Source organism: Iamia sp. SCSIO 61187 (assembly GCF_019443745.1).
Classification (GTDB): domain Bacteria; phylum Actinomycetota; class Acidimicrobiia; order Acidimicrobiales; family Iamiaceae; genus Iamia.
In genome coordinates, this window is record NZ_CP050948.1 from 1,755,005 (window position 1) to 1,774,209 (window position 19,205).

At 74.7% G+C, this 19,205-nt stretch carries 20 protein-coding genes and 1 tRNA gene; 14 read left to right on the top strand and 7 right to left on the bottom strand.

All coding sequences use genetic code 11. The annotated features are described in order from the left end of the window. The first annotated feature begins 42 nt into the window (after window positions 1-42). The 4 genes from HC251_RS08460 (at window position 43) to HC251_RS08475 (ending at window position 3,582) form a co-directional block, all read left to right on the top strand. A complete protein-coding gene (locus HC251_RS08460; protein WP_219944862.1) occupies window positions 43-1,041 on the top strand; it encodes a metal ABC transporter substrate-binding protein in 999 nt (332 codons plus the stop codon). Further along, window positions 1,038-1,901, top strand: a complete 864-nt coding sequence (gene aztB, locus HC251_RS08465) for a zinc ABC transporter permease AztB (RefSeq protein ID WP_255566643.1) — start codon at window positions 1,038-1,040, stop codon at window positions 1,899-1,901. Before HC251_RS08460 ends, aztB begins: the two co-directional genes overlap by 4 nt. A gap of 45 nt (window positions 1,902-1,946) precedes the next feature. Then, a tRNA-Arg gene (locus HC251_RS08470) sits at window positions 1,947-2,023 on the top strand. A 188-nt stretch (window positions 2,024-2,211) separates the two neighbouring features. Continuing rightward, the gene (locus HC251_RS08475; protein ID WP_219944863.1) at window positions 2,212-3,582 is read left to right on the top strand and encodes an amidase; all 1,371 of its coding nucleotides are present in this window, start codon (window positions 2,212-2,214) and stop codon (window positions 3,580-3,582) included. Window positions 3,583-3,887: 305 nt separating this feature from the next. Here HC251_RS08475 and HC251_RS08480 read toward each other — a convergent pair whose 3' ends face one another. Next, complete coding sequence (locus HC251_RS08480; protein ID WP_219944864.1) at window positions 3,888-4,628, bottom strand: DUF6544 family protein; 741 nt, start codon at window positions 4,626-4,628, stop codon at window positions 3,888-3,890. Window positions 4,629-4,839: 211 nt separating this feature from the next. Between HC251_RS08480 and HC251_RS08485 the strand changes: the two genes are divergently transcribed. Together HC251_RS08485 and HC251_RS08490 are read left to right on the top strand one after the other, a co-directional pair. Continuing rightward, window positions 4,840-5,397 carry a dihydrofolate reductase family protein gene (locus tag HC251_RS08485; RefSeq protein ID WP_219944865.1) on the top strand — a complete coding sequence of 186 codons (558 nt, stop codon included), beginning with the start codon at window positions 4,840-4,842 and terminating at the stop codon, window positions 5,395-5,397. A gap of 162 nt (window positions 5,398-5,559) precedes the next feature. Beyond that, window positions 5,560-7,581 carry a DUF4214 domain-containing protein gene (locus HC251_RS08490; RefSeq protein WP_219944866.1) on the top strand — a complete coding sequence of 674 codons (2,022 nt, stop codon included), beginning with the start codon at window positions 5,560-5,562 and terminating at the stop codon, window positions 7,579-7,581. Between the two features lie 99 nt (window positions 7,582-7,680). Here the strand turns inward: HC251_RS08490 and HC251_RS08495 are convergent, their stop codons facing one another. From HC251_RS08495 to HC251_RS08505, 3 genes are read right to left on the bottom strand one after another with little or no spacing between them, the layout of a single operon-like run. Next, window positions 7,681-8,520 (bottom strand): fumarylacetoacetate hydrolase family protein, encoded by an 840-nt coding sequence (locus tag HC251_RS08495; protein ID WP_219944867.1) that lies wholly within the window; start codon window positions 8,518-8,520, stop codon window positions 7,681-7,683. A gap of 25 nt (window positions 8,521-8,545) precedes the next feature. After that, window positions 8,546-9,310 carry an SDR family NAD(P)-dependent oxidoreductase gene (locus HC251_RS08500; RefSeq protein ID WP_219944868.1) on the bottom strand — a complete coding sequence of 255 codons (765 nt, stop codon included), beginning with the start codon at window positions 9,308-9,310 and terminating at the stop codon, window positions 8,546-8,548. A gap of 35 nt (window positions 9,311-9,345) precedes the next feature. Further along, window positions 9,346-10,047, bottom strand: coding sequence for a peptidoglycan DD-metalloendopeptidase family protein (locus tag HC251_RS08505; RefSeq protein WP_219944869.1), 702 nt, complete (start codon window positions 10,045-10,047; stop codon window positions 9,346-9,348). Window positions 10,048-10,302: 255 nt separating this feature from the next. Between HC251_RS08505 and HC251_RS08510 the strand changes: the two genes are divergently transcribed. Next, a complete protein-coding gene (locus tag HC251_RS08510; RefSeq protein ID WP_219944870.1) occupies window positions 10,303-11,007 on the top strand; it encodes a GAF domain-containing protein in 705 nt (234 codons plus the stop codon). Window positions 11,008-11,077: 70 nt separating this feature from the next. Further along, window positions 11,078-11,800, top strand: a complete 723-nt coding sequence (locus HC251_RS08515) for a GAF and ANTAR domain-containing protein (RefSeq protein ID WP_219944871.1) — start codon at window positions 11,078-11,080, stop codon at window positions 11,798-11,800. Window positions 11,801-11,863: 63 nt separating this feature from the next. Here the strand turns inward: HC251_RS08515 and HC251_RS08520 are convergent, their stop codons facing one another. Together HC251_RS08520 and HC251_RS08525 are read right to left on the bottom strand one after the other, a co-directional pair. Beyond that, entirely contained in the window at window positions 11,864-12,739 is an 876-nt protein-coding gene (locus HC251_RS08520) for a sigma-70 family RNA polymerase sigma factor (protein ID WP_219944872.1), read from the bottom strand. Then, the gene (locus HC251_RS08525) at window positions 12,684-13,160 is read right to left on the bottom strand and encodes an ATP-binding protein (RefSeq protein ID WP_219944873.1); all 477 of its coding nucleotides are present in this window, start codon (window positions 13,158-13,160) and stop codon (window positions 12,684-12,686) included. The genes HC251_RS08520 and HC251_RS08525 overlap by 56 nt, the downstream gene beginning before the upstream one ends. 99 nt (window positions 13,161-13,259) lie before the next feature. On the opposite strand from HC251_RS08525, the gene HC251_RS08530 reads away from it, so the two are divergent. The 6 genes from HC251_RS08530 to HC251_RS08555 all read left to right on the top strand — a co-directional run bounded on the left by HC251_RS08530 (window position 13,260) and on the right by HC251_RS08555 (window position 18,372). Next, window positions 13,260-13,454, top strand: coding sequence for a hypothetical protein (locus HC251_RS08530; protein ID WP_219944874.1), 195 nt, complete (start codon window positions 13,260-13,262; stop codon window positions 13,452-13,454). Window positions 13,455-13,578: 124 nt separating this feature from the next. Beyond that, window positions 13,579-14,256 (top strand): response regulator transcription factor, encoded by a 678-nt coding sequence (locus HC251_RS08535; protein WP_219944875.1) that lies wholly within the window; start codon window positions 13,579-13,581, stop codon window positions 14,254-14,256. Beyond that, entirely contained in the window at window positions 14,249-15,673 is a 1,425-nt protein-coding gene (locus HC251_RS08540) for a HAMP domain-containing sensor histidine kinase (RefSeq protein ID WP_219944876.1), read from the top strand. Before HC251_RS08535 ends, HC251_RS08540 begins: the two co-directional genes overlap by 8 nt. A 35-nt stretch (window positions 15,674-15,708) precedes the next feature. After that, window positions 15,709-16,134 carry a hypothetical protein gene (locus tag HC251_RS08545; protein WP_219944877.1) on the top strand — a complete coding sequence of 142 codons (426 nt, stop codon included), beginning with the start codon at window positions 15,709-15,711 and terminating at the stop codon, window positions 16,132-16,134. Window positions 16,135-16,180: 46 nt separating this feature from the next. Continuing rightward, on the top strand, window positions 16,181-16,660 hold the full coding sequence (locus tag HC251_RS08550; RefSeq protein WP_219944878.1) for a MarR family winged helix-turn-helix transcriptional regulator: 480 nt from the start codon (window positions 16,181-16,183) through the stop codon (window positions 16,658-16,660). Then, complete coding sequence (locus HC251_RS08555; RefSeq protein ID WP_219944879.1) at window positions 16,657-18,372, top strand: chloride channel protein; 1,716 nt, start codon at window positions 16,657-16,659, stop codon at window positions 18,370-18,372. Before HC251_RS08550 ends, HC251_RS08555 begins: the two co-directional genes overlap by 4 nt. A gap of 36 nt (window positions 18,373-18,408) precedes the next feature. Here the strand turns inward: HC251_RS08555 and HC251_RS08560 are convergent, their stop codons facing one another. Beyond that, window positions 18,409-19,164 carry a MerR family transcriptional regulator gene (locus HC251_RS08560; protein ID WP_219944880.1) on the bottom strand — a complete coding sequence of 252 codons (756 nt, stop codon included), beginning with the start codon at window positions 19,162-19,164 and terminating at the stop codon, window positions 18,409-18,411. Between the last annotated feature and the right edge of the window lie 41 nt (window positions 19,165-19,205).

The following is a 19,205-nucleotide window of genomic DNA, read 5'->3' on the forward strand; positions in this document are numbered from 1 at the left end:
GGTAGCGTCGGTCGCTCCAGCGCCCACCTCCCCCTCGGATCCATGCGCTCCCGCCCGACCCTCGCCCTGATCGCCCTCGCCCTCCTCGTCGCCGCCGCGTGCGGCTCCGAGGACGCCACGGCCGACGACGGGCGACCCACGGTGGTCGCCACCACGAGCATCCTGGGCGATGTGGTGTCGGAGGTCGTGGGGGACGCCGCCCGGGTCGTCGTGGTGATGCCCGCCGGCGCGGACCCGCACGACTTCCAGCCCTCGGCCCAGCAGGTGAACCAGATCCGCTCGGCCGACGCCCTGGTGACCAACGGGGGCGGCTTCGAGGTCGGCCTCCTCGCCACCCTCGAGTCCGCCGAGGGCGACGTGCCCACCATCCACGCCCTCGACACCGTCGACGCCCTGACCTTCGGCGCGACCGCCCCCGAGGAGGTGCACGCCGACGACGCCGAGGGCCACGAGGACGAGGAGGAGGCCGAGGAGGGCGCACCGGACCCCCATGCCCACGACGGCGACGACGACCCCCACTTCTTCACCGACCCCGACCGGGTGGCCGACGCGGCCGAGGGCATCGCCGCCTTCCTGGCCGACGAGGTCCCCGCCCTGGCGACCGACGAGGTCGCCGACCACGCCGCGGCCTACGTCGACGAGCTGCGCGCCCTGGCCGCCGAGGTGGAGGAGACCCTGGCGCCCATCCCGCCCGAGCGGCGGGTGATCATCACCAACCACGAGGTGTTCGGCTACTTCGCCGACCGCTACGACTTCGAGGTGGTCGGGGCCGTCGTCCCCGGCGGCGGGACCGGGGCCGAGCCCAGCGCGGCCGAGCTCGACGATCTGGCCCACCTGATCGAGGAGGAGGGGGTGCCGGCCATCTTCGCCGACGCCTCCTCGCCGGCCCGGCTGGCCGACGCCCTGGCTGCCGAGGTCGGCGGTGACGTCGAGGTCGTCAGCCTCTTCACCGAGTCGCTCGGCGAGGAGGGCTCGGGGGCCGAGACCTACGCCGGCCTCGTGCGGACCAACGCCGAGCGGATCGCCGAGGCCCTGGGGTGACGCCCGTCGAGTGGCTCACCACGGCCTTCGAGCCCGAGTTCATGCAGCGCGCCCTGATCTCGGGCCTCGTCGCCAGCGTCGCCACCGCGGTGATCGGCACGTGGATCGTCCTCCGCGGCCTGACCTTCCTCGGCGACGCCCTGGCCCACGGCATCATCCCGGGCCTGGCCCTCGCCGTCCTCTGGGGCACCAGCCCGACGGTCGGGGCCCTGGCGTCGGCCCTCCTCATGGGGGGCGCCGTCACGCTCGTCGGCCGCCGGACCCAGGTCCGGGAGGACGTCGGGATCGGCCTCCTGTTCGTCGGGATGCTGGCCCTGGGCATCGTCATCGTGTCGCGCTCGGCGACGTTCACCTCCGACGTCACCTCGCTGCTCTTCGGCGACATCCTCGGCGTCACCACCGGCGACATCCGCGGCCAGCTCGTCGGCGCCGCCCTCGTCGTGGCCGCGTCGGTCGCCCTCCACCGCCCGTTCCTCGCCCTGGCCTTCAACGAGGACAAGGCCCGCACCCTCGGGATGCACCCCGCCCTCGCCCACACCGCCCTGCTCGCCCTGCTGGCCGTGTCGATCGTGGCCAGCTTCGACGCCATCGGCACCCTGCTGGTGTTCGGCCTCCTGATCGGCCCGCCGGCCACCGCCGGGCTCCTCGTCCGGCGGGTGCCGCTGATGATGGTGGTGGCCGTCGCCCTCGGCGCGTCGAGCGTGGTGCTCGGCCTCGCCACCTCGTTCCACGAGGGCACCGCCGGCGGCGCCACCATCGCCGGGATCGCCGTCGCCCAGTTCTTCGTGGTCCTCATCGGCCAGGAGCTCGTCGGCCTGGTGCGACGGCGGGGGACCGTCACCGCCGAGCCCGGGCTCTGAGCTCGCTGCGTCCGTCCTCGCCAGGCCCGTACGATCGGCCGGCAGGCCTCCGTAGCTCAGCTGGATAGAGCACCGGACTTCTAATCCGACGGTCGCAGGTTCGAACCCTGCCGGAGGCGCCAGCCGACACCCGCTGTGACCTGCGAACCAGCCCAGGTCAGAGACGTCCCGTCACGATGAGGTTCAACAGCCAGCCTCCTCGTCACCCGCGCCCGGCGGTTCGGTGCTGGCGGGTCGCAGCCGAGACGACGGCGCAACCCGCCCCGACCGCTTGGGCTCAGCCTGGAGCTCCGCTGGCTTATCGTCGGGCATGGAGTCTGCCGATCTGGTGTGGTGCGACGCGACCGAGCTGGCCGACCTCATCGGGACGGGCACGGTGAGCGCGGTCGAGGTCGTGCAGGCCCACCTCGACCGGATCGAGTCGGTCGGAGGACGGGTCAACGCGTTCGTCACCGTGCGCGGCGAGGCGGCCCTGCGCGACGCCGCGCACCCCGCTGCGGGGCCACTGAGCGGAGTGCCGTTCACGGTCAAGGACTCCTTCGACACCGCCGGGGTTCGGACGACGCGCGGCTCTCGCCTGTTCGCCGACCTGGTCCCCGAGGTCGATGCCACGGCGGTCGCCCGGCTCCGAGCCGCCGGGGGGATCCTGCTGGGCAAGACGAACCTCCCGGAGATGTCGTACTGGACCGAGACCGACAACCTGGTGACCGGTCGCTCGCTCAACCCCTACGACCCGGAGCGAACACCCGGAGGCTCCAGCGGCGGCGAAGCAGCCGCCATCGCCGCGGGGCTCTCACCGCTCGGGCTGGGGAGCGACGTCGCCATCTCGGTCCGCGGACCGGCCTCCGACACCGGCATCGCCGCGATCAAGCCCACCCACGGCCGCGTGCCCCACACCGGCCACTTCCCGCAGTCGCTGCGCCGCTGGTGGCACACCGGCCCGATGGCCCGCAGCGTCCGCGACCTGCGCCTCGCGCTGTCGCTGATGGAAGGCCCCGACGGCGTCGACCCCTATGCCGTCGCCCTGCCCGGAACCTCCACGAGCAGCGGCCGGCTCCGGATCGGGTGGACGACCAGTGCCTTCGGCCCCCTCGACCCCGAGGTCGAGACGACCGTGGAAGGCGCGGCACAGGCGTTCGCGGACCTGGGCCACGACGTCGGTCCGGTCGAGCTGCCCTGGCTCTCCGAGGGCGACTGCACCGTCCTGTCCGCGATCCTCTACACCGCCGAGGTCCTTCCCTACCTGCGCCCGATCGTCCAGGGTCGCGAGGACATGCTGCACCCGGTCCTCCAACGGGTCCTCCAGGCTCCGGAACCGTCGTTCGCCGACTACCTCGACGCCGAGCAGCAGGTCGAGCAGCTCCGGATGGAGTTCTCCGGCTGGTTCCAGGACCACGACGTGCTGCTGTGCCCGGTCACCCCGTACCCGGCGCCGCCCCATGCTCGCTCGCGACACGACGCCGGCGATCGGTCGGTGCCGGCTCGCACGGTCATGCGCGCCACGGTTCCGTTCAACCTCACCGGCCTGCCCGCGGTGTCGCTGCCCTTCGGCACCACCGCCCAGGGCCCCCCTGTCGGGGTCCAGCTCGTGAGCCGATGGTGGGCCGACCACGCACTGCTAGAGCTGGCCGAGACCCTCGCCTCCGCGAGCCCGGTCCGGCACTCTCGCCCAGGTTGGTGACTGAACCACCGGGGTCTGATCGAGGTGACAGAGTCCCGTGGGCTGGTGGGGATCGAGGACGTGATCCTCGATGTGCCTCCCGGCGAGTGCTGCCTGGTCGGGGTCAGTGTCGCGCCGCTCGTCGGGCTGGGCCACGGAGTGCTCGGAGAGGTCGCGGCGGGCGATGGCCCATCCGTCGTGCTGTCGGAGGTCACCAGGCGGACCCGGCCAGGCCCCGGTCGCGCCGTGCGCGCGAGAACCGGGTCCAGAACGTCTCGTCTTCGCCGTCACCGATGGACCGACAGGACGGGCGTCGACGAGGCGGTTCAGCGCGGGACGAGGTCGATGACGTGGATGCGGATGAACTCGCCGTCGGACCAGCGGTCGGTGCCGTGGGACCAGCCCCATCGGCCATCGCACGGGACGGTGGCCCCGTGGAAGGTCCGGTGGCCGGTGACGTCGCCGCCGAAGGGGTGCCAGCCGAAGGTGCCGGTGCCCTCGGGATCGCCCCAGCGGTCGAACACGACGGACCGGACGAGGCCCTCGGCGTCGATGCGGAGGTGGAGCTCCATCGGGGCGGGACCGACGACGAAGCGGGCGACGATCTGGTCGTCGGCGGGAGCCGACCACCGGACGCCGAAGCGGGGGAGGAGGGCGGTCGGGACCCAGACGCCTTCGCCGCCGCTGCGACCCGCCGCGCTGGTCGAGACGTCGGGTCCGTCGGCCGCCATCACCCGCACCAGGCCCAGGAGCTTCCACTCCATGGCGCCCTCACCGTCGACGAAGGCGTCGTAGCCCGAGATGATCCCGGCGGCGCGGGCCCTCCACACGAACCCTCGGTGGGGGGCGAGTACCTGCTCGGCCCGGAAGGGCACCCAGCGCCGGAGCTTGAGGTGGCCGCGCATGGCCAGCGCCGCCGCCTCGGCGACCTGGGTGCCCGGCGCGATGGCGGCGTCGAAGTACCGCCGGACCGGCTCGGGCAGGTCGGCCACCTCGCCGGGGTCGTACCGATCCGGTCGCGACGGCGTCGACAGCGCACGGTCCGCGGCGGCCAGGTCGATGCTCACAGGCGGCATCGTCGGGCCCGGCGACCGCCGGTGGTAGAGGCGAACGCCCCTGCCGTCGTGGGACCTCGCCGCCGGCGGACCGGAGTCGGCACCTGACGCGGCCGGGCGACGTCCTCGCGACCGGCGTGCAGACCGATGAGGCCGGGGGCTCCGCGACGTCGAGCCCCTGGACCGCCGGGAGCCCGACGCCCCCGGGTCCGGAGGGAGCCCCGTGGCCAAGCTGATCTACTCGATGATCACCTCGCTCGACGGCTACGCCGTGGCGGCGGAGGGCGACCTCGGCCGGGGAGCCGACGACGAGGAGGTGCACACCTTCGTCGGCGACGTCTTCCGGCCCGTGGGGACCTTCCTCTACGGCCGGCGGATGTACGAGACGATGCTCTTCTGGGAGACCGTGCACACCGAGCCGGACGTCCCGCCGCACATCCTGCGGTACGCCGACGACTGGAAGGCGGCGGACAAGGTCGTCTACTCGACGACGCTGGAGTCGGTGTCGAGCGCCAGGACCCGGATCGAGCGGACCTTCGACCCCGACGCCGTGCGCCGGCTCAAGGCCGAGGCCGACGCCGACCTCACCGTCGACGGCCCGACGCTCGCCGCCCAGGCGATCAGGGCCGGGTTGGTGGACGAGTACCACCTCTTCGTGACGACGAGCGTGGTCGGCGGCGGCACGCGGTTCTTCCCCGACGGGGTCCGCCTCGACCTCGACCTGGTCGAGCAGCGTGCCTTCGCCAGCGGGTTGGTCTACGCCCGCTACCGGACCTGCTGAGCCGTCGTCGGGCCGGCGGAGAGGGCCACGCGGGGAGGAACAGGGTCGCGGTCGACGCATCGCCGATGCCGGCGCCGAGGTGGGCTCTCACCCCGACGGGTGACGACGCGCCCCCAGACCCGTTGCCATGCTGCGCTCGTCACGTGGACGAGGGAGGCGGGCATGGGTCGGAGGGGTGTCACGGCGGTCGTTGCCGCGCTGGCGGGTCTGGGGGTGGTGGCGCCGGTCGGTGCTCCGGGCGGGGCGCAGACCCTGCCACCGGGACCGGTGTGGCTCGTCGTCGACAGCGACCCAGGCGACGACATCGGTGGCGGCGTGGACCGGTCCTACACGCCCTCCGACGCCGACTTCCGGGTCTACACCTACGCCCGCGAGGTGCAGGTGGTGGTGGCCGGGGCCGAGACGTGGCGCATCGGGCTGGTCCGACCCTCGGATGAGCCCCAGCTCGAGGTAGGCCGGTACGAGGCTGTGCCCCGCGCCGATCGCGGACCCGACGACGGGGGCCTCTCGATCAGCGCCGAGGGTCGAGGGTGCGGCGACGACGACACGAGCGGCTGGTTCGAGATCGACGACGTCGCCTACTCCGGCGGGGTGGTGACCCGCCTGGCGGCCCGCTTCGAGCACACGTGCGCCCCGGACGAGGCGCCCGGCACCGGCGGGACCCTCCGCGGCGAGGTCCGCTGGGACGGGTCGGAGCCGCAGCCGACCAACTACATCCCGCCCTCGCCCGTGCCGCCGACGTTCCCCTCCGCCCCCGCAGGACACATGCCCGCGAACAGCAACGCCATGTGGCTGGCCCGCCCGCAGGCCGAGCTGCCCGACGGTTCGCCGTTCGCGGTGGTCGCCCCCCTCGGCGAGGCCCGCATCTTCCCGATCGGGGATGCGTCGCAGGTCGTCGCCGACGGCCACTTCCCCGTGCAGGGGATCACCCTGGTCGTGAAGATGCGCCACGTGATGTCGACGCGCCAGCCGGCCTACGCGCCGGGGCTCTACGAGGACCTGCTCGCCGCTCGGGACAACCCGGTGCTCGGCGGCTTCGAGACCTCCCCCGGGGTCGGGGGCACCTGTGCCGACGGCACCGGTGGGGCCGACGTGGTGGTCGACGAGGTCGACCTCGGTCCGGACGAGACGACCTTCGACGACCTACGAGTCCGCTGGCTGACCACGTGCGCCGGGCGCGTCGTCGAGCAGGGTGAGGTCCGCTACCAGTGGCCCGCCCCGAACGGCGCGCCGGCCGCGCCCACCGCTGTCAGCGCCGCCGCCGGCTCCGCCAGCACGGTCGTGTCGTGGACGCCACCCGCCTCGGGGCCGACCCCGACCGGCTACGTCGTCACCACCTTCGTGGACGGGCTGGCCCGCGAGACCTCGGCCACCGCCGGCGCCGGCGCGACCAGCGTCGTGGTTCCGACGCCTGACCCGGGCATCCACACGTTCAAGGTCGCCGCCGTCGGGTCGGCGGGCACGGGCCGCCGCTCCGTGGCCTCGGAACCGGTCGCCGTGCCGGGTCCCGACCTCGGCCCCTTCGCGTCGATCTCCGCGTTCGTCCGCCAGCAGCACCTCGACCTGGCGGGGCGGCAGCCGACGAGGGCAGAGCTCCAGACCGTCGCCCGGGCCCTGGCCGGCGGTGAGGTCACCCCACAGGAGGTCGTCCGCGACCTTCGGAGCCGGGCCCGGCTGTCGGCTCGACGCGCCGCCATCACCCGCCTGTACCGAGCGTCCTTCGGGCGGCCCCCGGACACCGAGGGGCTGACCTACTGGGTGCAGCGCGTCGCCGACGGCACCTCGATGAGCCGCGTCGCCCAGTCGTTCGCGGCCTCCGCCGAGCACCGCCGGCTGTACGGCTCGCTGTCCGACGACGCCTTCGTCCAGCGGACCTACGAGAACGTCCTGGGTCGTGCCCCCGACACCGCCGGGCACGAGTTCTGGGTCGGCCGGCTCCGGGCCGGCTGGAGCCGGGGACGCGTGCTCCTCTCGTTCGGCCTCTCCGCCGAGCACACGCTCCTCAGCGCCGGGCTCGTCGAGACGGTGACGACCTACGTCGCCATGGTCGGGCGGGTGCCGTCGGCCGGCGAGCTGCCCGGGAGCCCGACCGGTCGGACGCCGACCGGCGCGTCGAGCGCCGCCAGCGCCGAGCTCGTCCGCGGTCTCCTGGGCAGCACCGAGTACGCCGCTCGCTTCGGCTGACGCCCGGACCCGGCCAGGCAGCACAGGCGCCCAGGACCCGGCCCGGTCGGGGTCCGGGGTCGGGGGCGGACACTCCGGTCCCGGTGAGGACGACGCGGTTCACGTCGGGCCGGCCACGCACCTGCTCCGGATCGTGCCGATGCCCTCGATCCACGACTCGAGGACCTGGCCGGGCTGGAGCGACCGCGGGGGTTGGCGGGCCATGCCCACGCCGGCGGGGGTGCCGGTGAAGATGACGTCGCCGGGGAGCAGCGGCAGCACCGACGAGAGCTCGGCGACCAGCTGCGGGACCGAGAAGACGAGGTCGTTCGTCCGCCCGTCCTGCACGGTCTCGCCGTCCACCGAGCAGCCGAGGCCGAGGTCGTCGCGGTCGGGGACCTCGTCGGGGGTGACGAGCCACGGGCCCATGGGCCCGTACCCGCGCCGGGACTTCCCGAGCGAGAACTGCATGCCGGCGGCGAACTGGAGGGCGCGGTCGCTGATGTCCTGCCCCACCGTGAGCCCGGCGACGTGGTCCCAGGCGTCGGCCTCGCCGACCCGGTCGGCGGCCCGGCCGATCACGGCGACCAGCTCGACCTCCCAGTCGACCGACCCGCCGACGATCTCGATGTCGTCGAACGGACCGCCCAGCGCCGCCGGGAACTTGGTGAAGGTGGCGGGCACGTCCGGGATCGTCATGCCCGACTCCTCGGCGTGGCTGCGGTAGTTCAGCCCGATGGCGAACACCTGGCGGGGTCGGGGGACCGGGTTCTGGAGCCGGGCCTCGTCGAGCGGGCCGGTGGGGTCGGTGACGCCGGCGGCCCAGGACGCGAAGGCGTCCCAGTCGTCGTAGGCGGCCGTCGGGTCCGGGCCGAAGCGGCCGTCGGACGCGGTGGCCACGTCGGCCACGCCCCCGTCGAGGACGAGGACGAGGCGGCCGTCGTGCTGGGCGATCTTCATGGGGCCTCCAGGGGCGCGGGTCGGGTCAGAGGTGGTGCAGGGCCCCGCCCTCGACGGGCACGACGTGGGCCGTCACCTGGTCGCTGCCGGTGACCAGGCCGACGATGGCGGCGGCGACGTCCTCGGGGGTGGACACCCGCCCGGTGAGCGCCTGCGCCGCGTACATCGCCTTCACCGCCTCGTAGGCATCGCCGAGGCCCTGCTGGAGCCACTCGCCGTCGATGAAGCCGGGGGCGACGGCGTTGACCCGCACCTCGGGACCGGCGACGCGCGCCAGCGTGACGACGAGGTTGTTCAGCCCGGCCTTGGAGGCGCAGTAGGCGAGCGACGACCCGGTGCCGGCCAGCCCCGCCACCGACGACGTCATGACGATCTCGCCGCCGCCGTCGGCCTTCAGGTGCGGCATGGCCGCCCGCGAGCACAGGAAGGGCCCCTTGAGGTTGACCGCCATGATGCGGTCCCAGGCCTCCTCGCTCATCCCGGCGAGGTCGTCGTGGGCGACGAACTCGGTCGTCCCGGCGTTGTTGACGAGCAGGTCGAGCCGGCCGAAGCGGGCCACGGCCGCCTCGACCATGGCGGCGCAGTCGGCGTCGACCGACACGTCGGCCCGGTGGGCGACGGCCTCCACCCCGGACCGGCGGCACTCGGCGGCGACGGCCTCGGCGGCGTCGACCGAGCGGGAGTAGTTGACGACGACGTGGCAGCCCCGGGCGGCCAGGAGCCGGCAGGTCGCCGCCCCCACCCCCGTGCCCCCGCCGGTGACGATCGCGGCGCGGCCCTGGATGTCCATGCGAGCGGAGTCTGACCCAGGTGGTCGGACGCGTGTCAAGGACCGGTGCCGGGAGAGCGGACCCGGTCCCCGCGCTCGGGGATCCCGGCGCGGACCGGGTGCCAGCGGCCGTCGCGCCGGAGGTCGTACGTGGCGAAGGCACAGGGGATCCCATGGGCCCGCATCGGGTCGGGGGAGTCCATCAGGTGGAAGTGCAGGTGCGGTGCGGTCGAGTTCCCGCTGTGGCCGAGCCGCCCGACCACGTCCCCGACGACGACCTGCTGGCCCGGGACCACGACGACGCTGCCCGGCGCGAGGTGGGCGTAGACCGCGAACACGTGGGCGGTGCGGACGATCACGTGGTTCCCGGCGAGCTGCACCGGGTCGATCGACCCTGACCGCGCCGCGAACCGGAGCGTGGTCCGCAGGACGGCCCACGCCTCGCGGAGGACGTGGATCCACCCGCGCTCCGGCTCACCGTCGACCGCTGCGACCACCTCGCCCCCGAGGGCGGCGTGGACGGGCTCACCCCACCCGTAGCAGTCCTGGGTTCGCCCCCCGACGAGGATCCACCGCAGCGCCCCGGCGGGGTGGACGCGCCCGCCGTGCCGGTCGTCGGTGCGGAGGAGGTCGTAGGCGTAGCGCTGCCCCATCACGTCGGTGCCGTGGCTCGGGATCCGCTCCGCCGGCGTGCGCTCGACGGTCCACTCGCCGCGCAGAGGGAGGTCGACGACGGTGGGGTGGTCGAGCTCACCCACGGCGAACGGCCACCGTGGCGACGGGGTGCGATCCGGCGGGCATGCCCCTCCGAGGGTAGGACCGGGCGGGCCTCGACCGCAGGGCTCGTCGGGCTCGCTCGCCCGGCGGGTCCGGTACGGTGGGGGGCGAGATCCCCACGCTCTGGTGCTCCCCGTGACGTGGCCTGTGCGGCTGAGGAGCGGTGCCATGACCAGACACGTCGACGGGGATCGGGCTCGCCGCCGACCGCGGCCCCCAGGAGCCGGGGCGGGAGCGTGACCGACGCCGGCCGGAGGGCCCACGTCCTGGAGCGCCTGGCGTTCCACCAGGTCGCCCAGGACCACGTCGGCCGGTCGCTGTGCTCCACCGCGGTCGACGTGGTCCAGGTGCCCGGTGCCGCCCTCATGCTCGTCGACGACGCCGGCACCGTGCACCCCGTCGGGGTCCACGGCGAGGTCATGGAGGCGGTCGAGGACCTCCAACAGGTCCACGGCGAGGGGCCGTGCATCGACGCCCACCACCTCGGTGCGCCCGTCGGCGAACCGGACCTGGCCCGCCCGAGCACCCCGCGGTGGGTCGGGTTCACGCCGCTCGCGGTCGAGGCCGGGGCCCGGGCGATGTTCGGGTACCCCCTCCGCATCGGGTCGACGTGCATCGGTGCGCTCAACCTGTGCGCCGAGCGGACCGGGCCCCTCTCCGGCGACCAGCACCGCGACGCCCTGCTCCTGGCCGACGTGGCCGTCACGACCCTCCTGGCGGCGGGGCCCGACGGCGCGCCCGACCGTCTGACGCGGTCGCTGGTCGACGACGACACCGGGCAGCTGGTGGTGCACCAGGCCACCGGGATGGTGGCCGTCCAGGTCGGGACCGACGTGGGCGACGCCCTGGCCCGGCTCCGCGCCCACGCCTTCGTGACCGGTCGCCGCCTCAGCGCCGTCGCCCAGGACGTGGTCGCCCGACGTCTCCGCCTCGAGCCGTGAGGGGCCGGGGGCCCGTCTATCCTGCTCGGGTGCGGGCCGATGGTCGGGCGGGCCGATCCAGGAGGCGTGGGTGACGCAGCGAGAGGACCTGCTGGCGCGGACCATGGTGGACCTCGCCGACTCGCTCGTCGACGACTTCGACGTCGTCGACCTGCTGACCATCCTCACCGACCGGTGCATCGAGCTGCTCGGCGTCTCCGCCAGCGGCATCGTGCTGAGGGACCCGACCGGCGCCCTCCGGGTGATGCTGTCGTCGAGCGACGCCATGCACCTCCTCGAGCTGTTCGAGCTCCAGGCCGCCGAGGGCCCCTGCCTCGAGTGCGTGCACGACGGCCGCTCGCTCGTCAACGTCGTCCTGGCCGCCGCCGGCGACCGCTGGCCCCGCTTCGCCCCCCTGGCCTCCGAGGCCGGATTCCGCACCGTCCACGCCTTCCCGATGCGGCTCCGGGGCGAGGTCATCGGCGCCCTCAACCTGTTCAGCGTCGACGATGGCGTGCTGAGCGACGCCGACGCCCGGATGGCGCAGGCCCTGACCGACGTGGCGACGATCAGCATCCTCCAGCACCGCATCGCCTCCGAGGCCCAGACCCTCAACGCCCAGCTGAACCACGCCCTCCAGAGCCGGATCCGGATCGAGCAGGTCAAGGGGATGGTGGCCGAGCAGGGGGGCCTCGCGATGGACCGGGCCTTCGACCTCCTGCGGGACCACGCCCGGAGCCACAACCGCCGCCTCGTCGAGGTGGCCGAGGCCGTGATCGCCGGCACGGCCACAGCAGCGTCGCTCGGGCGGTGAGGCGCCGCCCCGGCGCGGGCCTCCTCCCCGCGGCCCCCGTCGCCGCGCCCGCGGCGCGATCGCTCAGCCGTCCCCGGCGCGGCGCGCTCGGCCGGCCGGCCGGCCGGGCACGGGACCGTCGACGACGTCCATCCGGCTGCGGAGGCGGCGGATCGCCGAGCTGAGCAGGCGCGACACGTGCATCTGGCTCATGTGCAGGGCCTCGCCGACCTCTCGCTGCGAGCGGCCCTCGAAGTAGTACTGGAGCAGCACGCGGCGGTCGTCGGGGGTCAGGGCGTCCAGCGCGTCGGGGAGGTCCACCCTGGTCTCGGCCTGGTGGAAGCCCTCGTCGGCCACGGCGAGGTCGATCGGCAGGTCGGGGCCCCGGGCGGCCGGCGCGTCGAGCGACTGGGTGATCCGTCCCCGGAGCGCGGCCTGGGCGTCGGCGAGGTCCGAGGGGGCGAGGCCCAGCTCGGCGGCCAGCTCGGCCTGGGTCGCGGTGCGTCCGGCGATGCGGGCGTCGAGGCGCGCCTCGGCGCGGGCGAGCGAGGTGGCGACGGCGTGGGCCCGACGGGGCACGCGCAACGCCCAGTCGTTGTCGCGGTGGTGGCGCTTGAGGGCGCCGATGATGGTCGGCGTGGCGAACCCGACGAAGGGGATCGACCGCTCGCACTCGAAGCGCTCGAGGGCGCCGATCAGCGCCACCAGGGCCACCTGGCGCAGGTCGTCGAGGGGCTCGCCGTGGTGGAAGGCCCGTCGGGCCAGGCTGTGGGAGTAGGGCGTGTAGTCCTCGATCAGGGCGTCGCGCAACGGTCGGGCCCGCGTCCGCTCGTAGGTGACGTGCCACAGCCACACCCCGGGGTCGACGGCGATGGCCCGCTCCTCGCCGTCGCCGTCGCCGGCGTCAGGCGCGCCGCAGCGGGTCGGCGCGGGGGCCGAGCGGACGGGCGGCCTGGGCACCCGGGCCGCACCCGTCCACCAGCCGGAGGGGACGCTGCTCCTCGACCTCGGCCCAGACCGTCTTGCCCGAGCCGCCCTCGCGGCGGACGCCCCAGGTCCGGGAGAGGGTGGCGACGATGGCGAGGCCGTGGCCCCGGGTCCCGTTCTCGTAGGGGTCGACCGGCCCCGGGCTCCGGGGGTCCTCGTCCGCCACGGCGATCTCCATGCGCCGGTGGCCGACCTGGGTGAGCGTGACGATCGGCGCGGTCCCGGCGTGGACGATGGCGTTGGTGACCAGCTCCGACGCCACCACCTCGACGTCGAACTGGTCGCGGAACCCGACGCGGCGGGCGAAGCCGACGACGATCGCCCGCAGATCGCCCAGCGAGCCCAGCTCGGCGGGCACCTCGATCTCGATGGGGGGCAGGTCGACGTCGGACATCCACCTGCTGACCTCGCCCGGGCGCAGGCCGGTGACGCAGATCCGGCGCGCGTCGGCCCCGTCTGGTTGAACGGGCGCGACGGGGGATAGGCGCGGTACGTGGACGTCCTCGTCATCGCCGTCGGTCGCCGGTGGGCCGTGCAGCGCGAGCGCGAGGCGGTGCCCCTCGCCCGCTTCGACGCCTTGGACGAGGCGGTGGAGTACGGCCGGATGCTCGCCGACGCCTGCGGGTCGAGGGTGGTGCTCGCCGAGGCGGCCCGGCGTCGCACCTCGGGACGACGCCGGACCGTCTGAGCTCCCGGCGACGTCGCCGGCCCGACCGGGCCCGAACGTCACCGTTCGGTCACAGCCACGGAGGGAGGGAGCCCCCTCCGTCATGCGTCCTCCCTAAGGTGGCGCGACAGGAAGAGGAGGCCCGATGACCCACCGCGTGCTGGTGGTCGAGGATGACCCGTCGGTGCGGGAGGCCGTCACCCTCGTGCTCGAGGCGGCGGACTTCGAGGTCGACACCGCCGCGGACGGCCAGATCGCCCTGGACCGCCTCGACGGCATGGGCTGGGACCTGGTGATCCTCGACCTGATGCTGCCGTCGGTCGACGGGTTCGCGGTGTGCCGGGCCATCCGCTCCCGCAGCACGGTGCCGATCATCATGCTGACCGCCCGGGCCGACACCGCCGACGTGGTGGCCGGCCTCGAGATGGGGGCCGACGACTACGTGACCAAGCCCTTCGAGCCGTCGGAGCTGGCCGCCCGGGCCCGGGCCGCCGTGCGCCGGGCCGTGGAGTCGGTGCCGCCGCAGTGGACGGCCCGCGACCTCGAGATCGACGAGGAGGCCTTCACCGTCCAGCGCGGCGGCGACGAGCTCCCGCTGTCGGCGACCGAGACGCGCCTGCTGGTGGCCCTGGCCTCGCGCCCGGGCCAGGTCCTCTCGCGCGAGGCCCTGCTGGAGAGGGTCTGGGGCTACGACTACCTGGGCGACTCCCGCCTGGTCGACATGGCCGTCCTGCGCCTGCGGACGAAGCTGGGAGAGCCCGCCGACGGCGTGCCCTACATCGAGACGGTCCGCTCCGTGGGGTACCGGTTCAACCGTGGGTGAGAGCCGCCGGCTGCGGCCCCACCGCTTCCGGCGCCGGCTGACGGCGGCGTTCCTCCTCGTGGCCGCGGTCAGCTCCGGCGCGCTGGCCGTGCTGACCTACGCGGTGACGAGCGAGTACCGGCAGCGGAGCTTCGAGAGCATGTCCCACGACGAGGTGCAGATCGCCCTCGCCCTCGCCCCCACCGAGCTCGACGACCAGAGCTTCGAGCGGATGCAGAGCGCCTACGAGAAGCGCTCCGGGACCGACACGGTGGCGTTCCTGGGGGGGCGCACCTACACCTCGGCCCGGACGCTCACGCGGGCCGACGTCCCCGACGAGGTGGTGTCGGGACCGGCTGACGAGCTGGCCACGGCGCGGACCAGACGGGAGGGCCACGACTACCTCGTCGTGGGCGGCGACGGACCCGACGGTGCCCGCTACGTCTTCTTCTTCGCCATGGACCAGCTCGAGGACAGCCTCGAGGAGCTGCGCACCGTCCTCGTCGTCGGCTGGGTGCTGGTCGTCGCCCTGGCCGCCGCCGTCGGCCACCTGATCGCCCGCCGGACGCTGCGCCCGGTGCGCGACGCGGCCGAGGCGGCGACGGCGATCGCCGGTGGCCTGCTCGACACCCGCCTGCCGTCGGTGGGCGAGGACGAGTTCCGGGCGTGGGCGGACTCGTTCAACGACATGGCCGACGCCCTCGGCGCCAAGATCGACGAGCTGCGGCGGGCCGCGGCCCGGCAGCGCCAGTTCACCGCCGACGTCGCCCACGACCTGCGGACCCCGCTGACCGGGATGGCCGTCAGCGCCGAGCTCCTCCAGAAGCAGATGGACGACCTCCCCGAGCCGTCCCGACGGGCGGCGACGGTGCTGGTGCGCGACGTCCAGAGGCTGCGGGAGCTGGTGCTCGACCTGCTCGAGCTGTCCCGGCTCGACGCCGCCGCCGACCCCGTCCGGCCCGAGACCCTGGACGTCGCGGCCGCCATCGAGACGACGCTCGACTCGGTCCCCCTGCCCCCCGGGGTGGGCGTGACCGTCTCGGTGGAGGACGGGCTCGCGGTGCACGCCGAGCGGGGACGGTTCCGGCGCATCGTGGCCAACATCGTGGGCAACTCCGCCGTCCACGGCGGCGCACGCATCTCCGTCGACGCCGTCCGCGACGGTGACGCCGTGGCGATCCGGATCCACGACGACGGCCCCGGCATCGCCCCCGACCGGGCCGAGCGCGTGTTCGACCGGTTCTACAAGAGCGACGCCTCGCGGGCCCAGGGCGGGTCGGGCCTCGGCCTGGCCATCGCCCGCGAGCACGCTCGGGCGATGGGCGGTGACGTCGAGCTGGACGGTGGACCCGGGCGCGGGGCGACCTTCACCGTGCGCCTCCCGGCCGCCGCCCCCGATCGCGAGGGCGAGGCACCGGCGGTCGTGACCCACCTGTGACCGTGCCCGGGCTCCGGTCCGGGAACGGTGCGCCGGTGCCCCCCTCCCCGGCGGTCGCCGCCGCCCCCGCCACGATCGTGGTGGTCGACACCGATCCCACCCTGCGCCGGGCCATCGCCGCCGCCCTCCTCCGGCGGGCCGTCCACCGGGTGATCGAGGCGGAGTCGGTCGCCGCCGCTCGGGCGGCGTGCGGGGCCGGTGCCGTCGACCTGGTCGCGGCGTCGGCCCGGCTCCCCGACGCCGGGGCCGAGGCCCTCTGCGCCGAGATGCGCCGGCACCGCGGCCCACCGGTCGTCGCCTACCGGGTCGGCGCCGCCGCCGACGCGCACATCCGCTGGCTCGACGCCGGCGGCGCCGACTCCGTGGCGGGCGACGACCCGGTGCTCGTCGCCGCCCGCTGCGGCGCCGCCCTCCGCCGGGCCCGCACCCCGCCGCCGCCCTGGTCCCACCCCACCGGGTAGATCGGGGGATTCGGACCGGGATCTGTGTAGTACTACAGTCTTTGCCGTGCAGCACGGGAACCCGGCCCAGGGCGATGTCGTCGATGCCCTGCTGGTCGCGTCCCGGGCCCTGGTCGGCGTGGCCGCCCGCTCGCTGGCCGACATCGACGTCACCCTCCCGCAGTACCGCGCCCTCGTGGTCGTCGGGACCCGGCCGGCGGTGACGGTCGGCGACCTGGCGTCAGCCCTCGACATCCACCCGACCACGGCGACGCGCATGTGCGACCGCCTGGTGGCCAAGCGGCTGCTCCGCCGGGTGCACGCGGCGGGCGACCGGCGCGCCGTCGAGCTCCACGTCACCGCCGCCGGCCGGCGCCTCCTCCAGCGGGTCGTCGAGCGGCGTCGTCGCGACCTGGCCGTCATCGTCGATCGGTTGGGCCCGGACGTCGCCGAGTCCAGCGTGCGCTCCCTCACCGCCTTCGCCGAGGCCGCGGGGGAGGAGTCGCGCGCCCTCGATCCGCTCGGCTGGTCGGCGACGGGCTCGTGATCGCTTCGGCGCGCTGGGAGCGCTTCTTGCCGGGCGGCGGTCGGGAGCACCTGGTCGACCTGGGTCGTCGCTCGCAGCAGGTCCTCGGCGTCGCCGGTGTGACCGGTGTGGTCGTGGGCCTCCTCGTCGCCGGGTTCGAGGGGTTGGCCGAGACCCTCACCTTCGAGCGGGTCCTCGACCTGCCGCTGGCCGTGCAGGCCGGGGCGCCGGCCGTGGGGCTGGCCCTGACCGCGCTGATCCTGCGCATCGGCGGGTCCTCGGCGTCGCCGTCGACGTCGGACGACTACATCCGGGCCTTCCACGACACCCGCGGGGGGCGCCTGCGCCTGCGCGACCTGCCCATCAAGCTGCTCGCCTCGGTGGCGACCCTGGGATCGGGCGTGCCCCTCGGCCACGAGGGCCCGGCGATCTACGCCGGCGCGTCCCTCGGTGCCGCGGCCCAGCGCCGCCTGAGCCGCCTCTTCAGCGCCGAGCAGGCCAAGCTGCTGATGGTCGCGGGCGCCGCCGCCGGCGTGTCCGCCGTGTTCAAGGCCCCCGTCACCGGGCTGGTCTTCGCCCTCGAGGTGCCGTTCCAGGACGACCTCGCCCGCCGCATGGTGCTGCCGGCCGCCATCAGCTCGGCGGCCAGCTACGTCACCTTCGCCAGCCTGGCCGGGACCGAGCCGCTGCTGCCGGTGGCCGGGCGCCCTCCGTTCAACCTCGTCGACCTGGGCGGGGCGGCCGTGATCGGGCTCGTCGCCGGGTGCCTCGCCCGCGTCTTCGTCTCGCTCATCCGCCACGCCAAGACGTTGTCCGGCCAGGGCCACCCCGTCGTGCGGGTCGCCGGTGCCGGGGCCACCCTCGCCGTCGTCGTCCTGGCCGGGCACGCCCTCGGCGACGGCCCGCTGGGCCTCGGCCCGGGCTACAACGCCCTGCGCTGGGCCCTCGAACCCGAGCACAGCGTCGTCGCCATCGTCGCCCTCGGCACCCTGCGGGTCGCGGGCACGGCGGCGGCCGTGGCGGGCGGTGGCACCGGAGGGCTGTTCATCCCCCTCGTGATCCAGGGCGCCCTGGTGGGGCGGGCCGTCGGCGGGGTGTTCGACATGGAGGGGACGAGCCTGTTCCCCGTGGTGGGCATGGCGGCCTTCCTCGGGGCGGGGTACCGGGTCCCCCTGGCCGCCGTCGTCTTCGTGGCCGAGTTCACCGGCCAACCGGGCTTCGTCGTGCCCGGGCTCATCGCCGCCGTCGTGGCCCAGCTCGTGATGGGCCGGGCGTCGATCTCGCCGTACCAGTCGACGGGCCGGGTCGGTCACCTCGAGCACCGGCTGCGGATGCCGCTGACCCTCGTCGTCGACTCCGAGGCCCGGACCGTCCCGCCCGACGCCACCGTCGACGAGCTGTTCTGGCACCACCTCGTCGGGACCCGCCAGCAGTCGGTGCCGGTGGTCGACGGCGACACCTACCTCGGCATGGCCGAGGCCCACCGGCTCGCCCAGATCGACCGGGAGTCCTGGCCGACGACCACGGTGGCCGAGGCCATGCGCACCGGGCTCCCGGTCGCCGGGCCCGACTGGCTGCTGTCGGACGCCATCCGGGCCATGGAGGCCTCCGACACCGACCGCCTGGCGGTGTGCGACGACGGCCGCTTCATCGGCGTCATCACCGCCGCCGACCTGGTGCGGCTGGACGAGATCATCGACGCCACCGAGGGGGACCCGGACCGGCGGGGGTGACCGTCGGCCGGTCCCGGGGGGCTCCGACCGGCCGGCTCAGGCGGCGGCGCCGAACAGGGCGGTGACCAGGGGCTCGGCTTCGACGGGGGCCCGCACGTCGAGGGTGGTGCCGTCGGCGTCGATGCCGACGGTGAAGGAGAAGAAGCGGCAGCAGTCCTGCTCGGCGGCCACCAGGCGGAGGAGGTCCGGCAGCGGCGTGGCCGCGTCGAAGGCGAGCCGCACCCCGCCGCCGGGCGCCGGCGAGCGGCGCTCGACGTGGGCGAGCAGCCCGCTCCACTCCCGCTCGCGCTCGTGCACCCCCTCGGCCGAGAGGCTGCAGGCGATCGGGACGTCCTCGCGAGGTGGCTTCGGCCCCAGCTCGACGGGCGCGGAGCGGTCGTGGGGGAGCGGCGCCATGCACGCGCAGCCGTCGTCGCACGGCCCGTCGATGGGCTCGGCGCCCAGCTGCGTGGCGGCCGCCTGGAGCTGGCCGGCGAACCGGGTCAGCTCCTGCAGCCGCTGCTCGGTCTCGGCGATCTTCGCCGTGACCAGCTCGTGGAACCGGCGCTGGACGGGACCGCACCGGTCGCCGTCCCACACCGACACCAGGTCGGTGATCTCCTCCAGCGTGCACCCGAGCTGCTTGGCCCGGGCGATGAACGCCAGGCGGTCCACGGTGGCCTCGTCGTAGAGGCGGTACCCCGCCGCCGTGCGCGCGGCCGGAGGGACCAGGCCGATGCCCTCGTAGTAGCGGAGCGACGAGGTCGAGAACCCCGTCCGCTCGGCGACCTGCCCGATGGTCAGCGTGCTCATGGCCTGCACGGTACGGGTTCGACCCGGGTCGAAGGTCAATG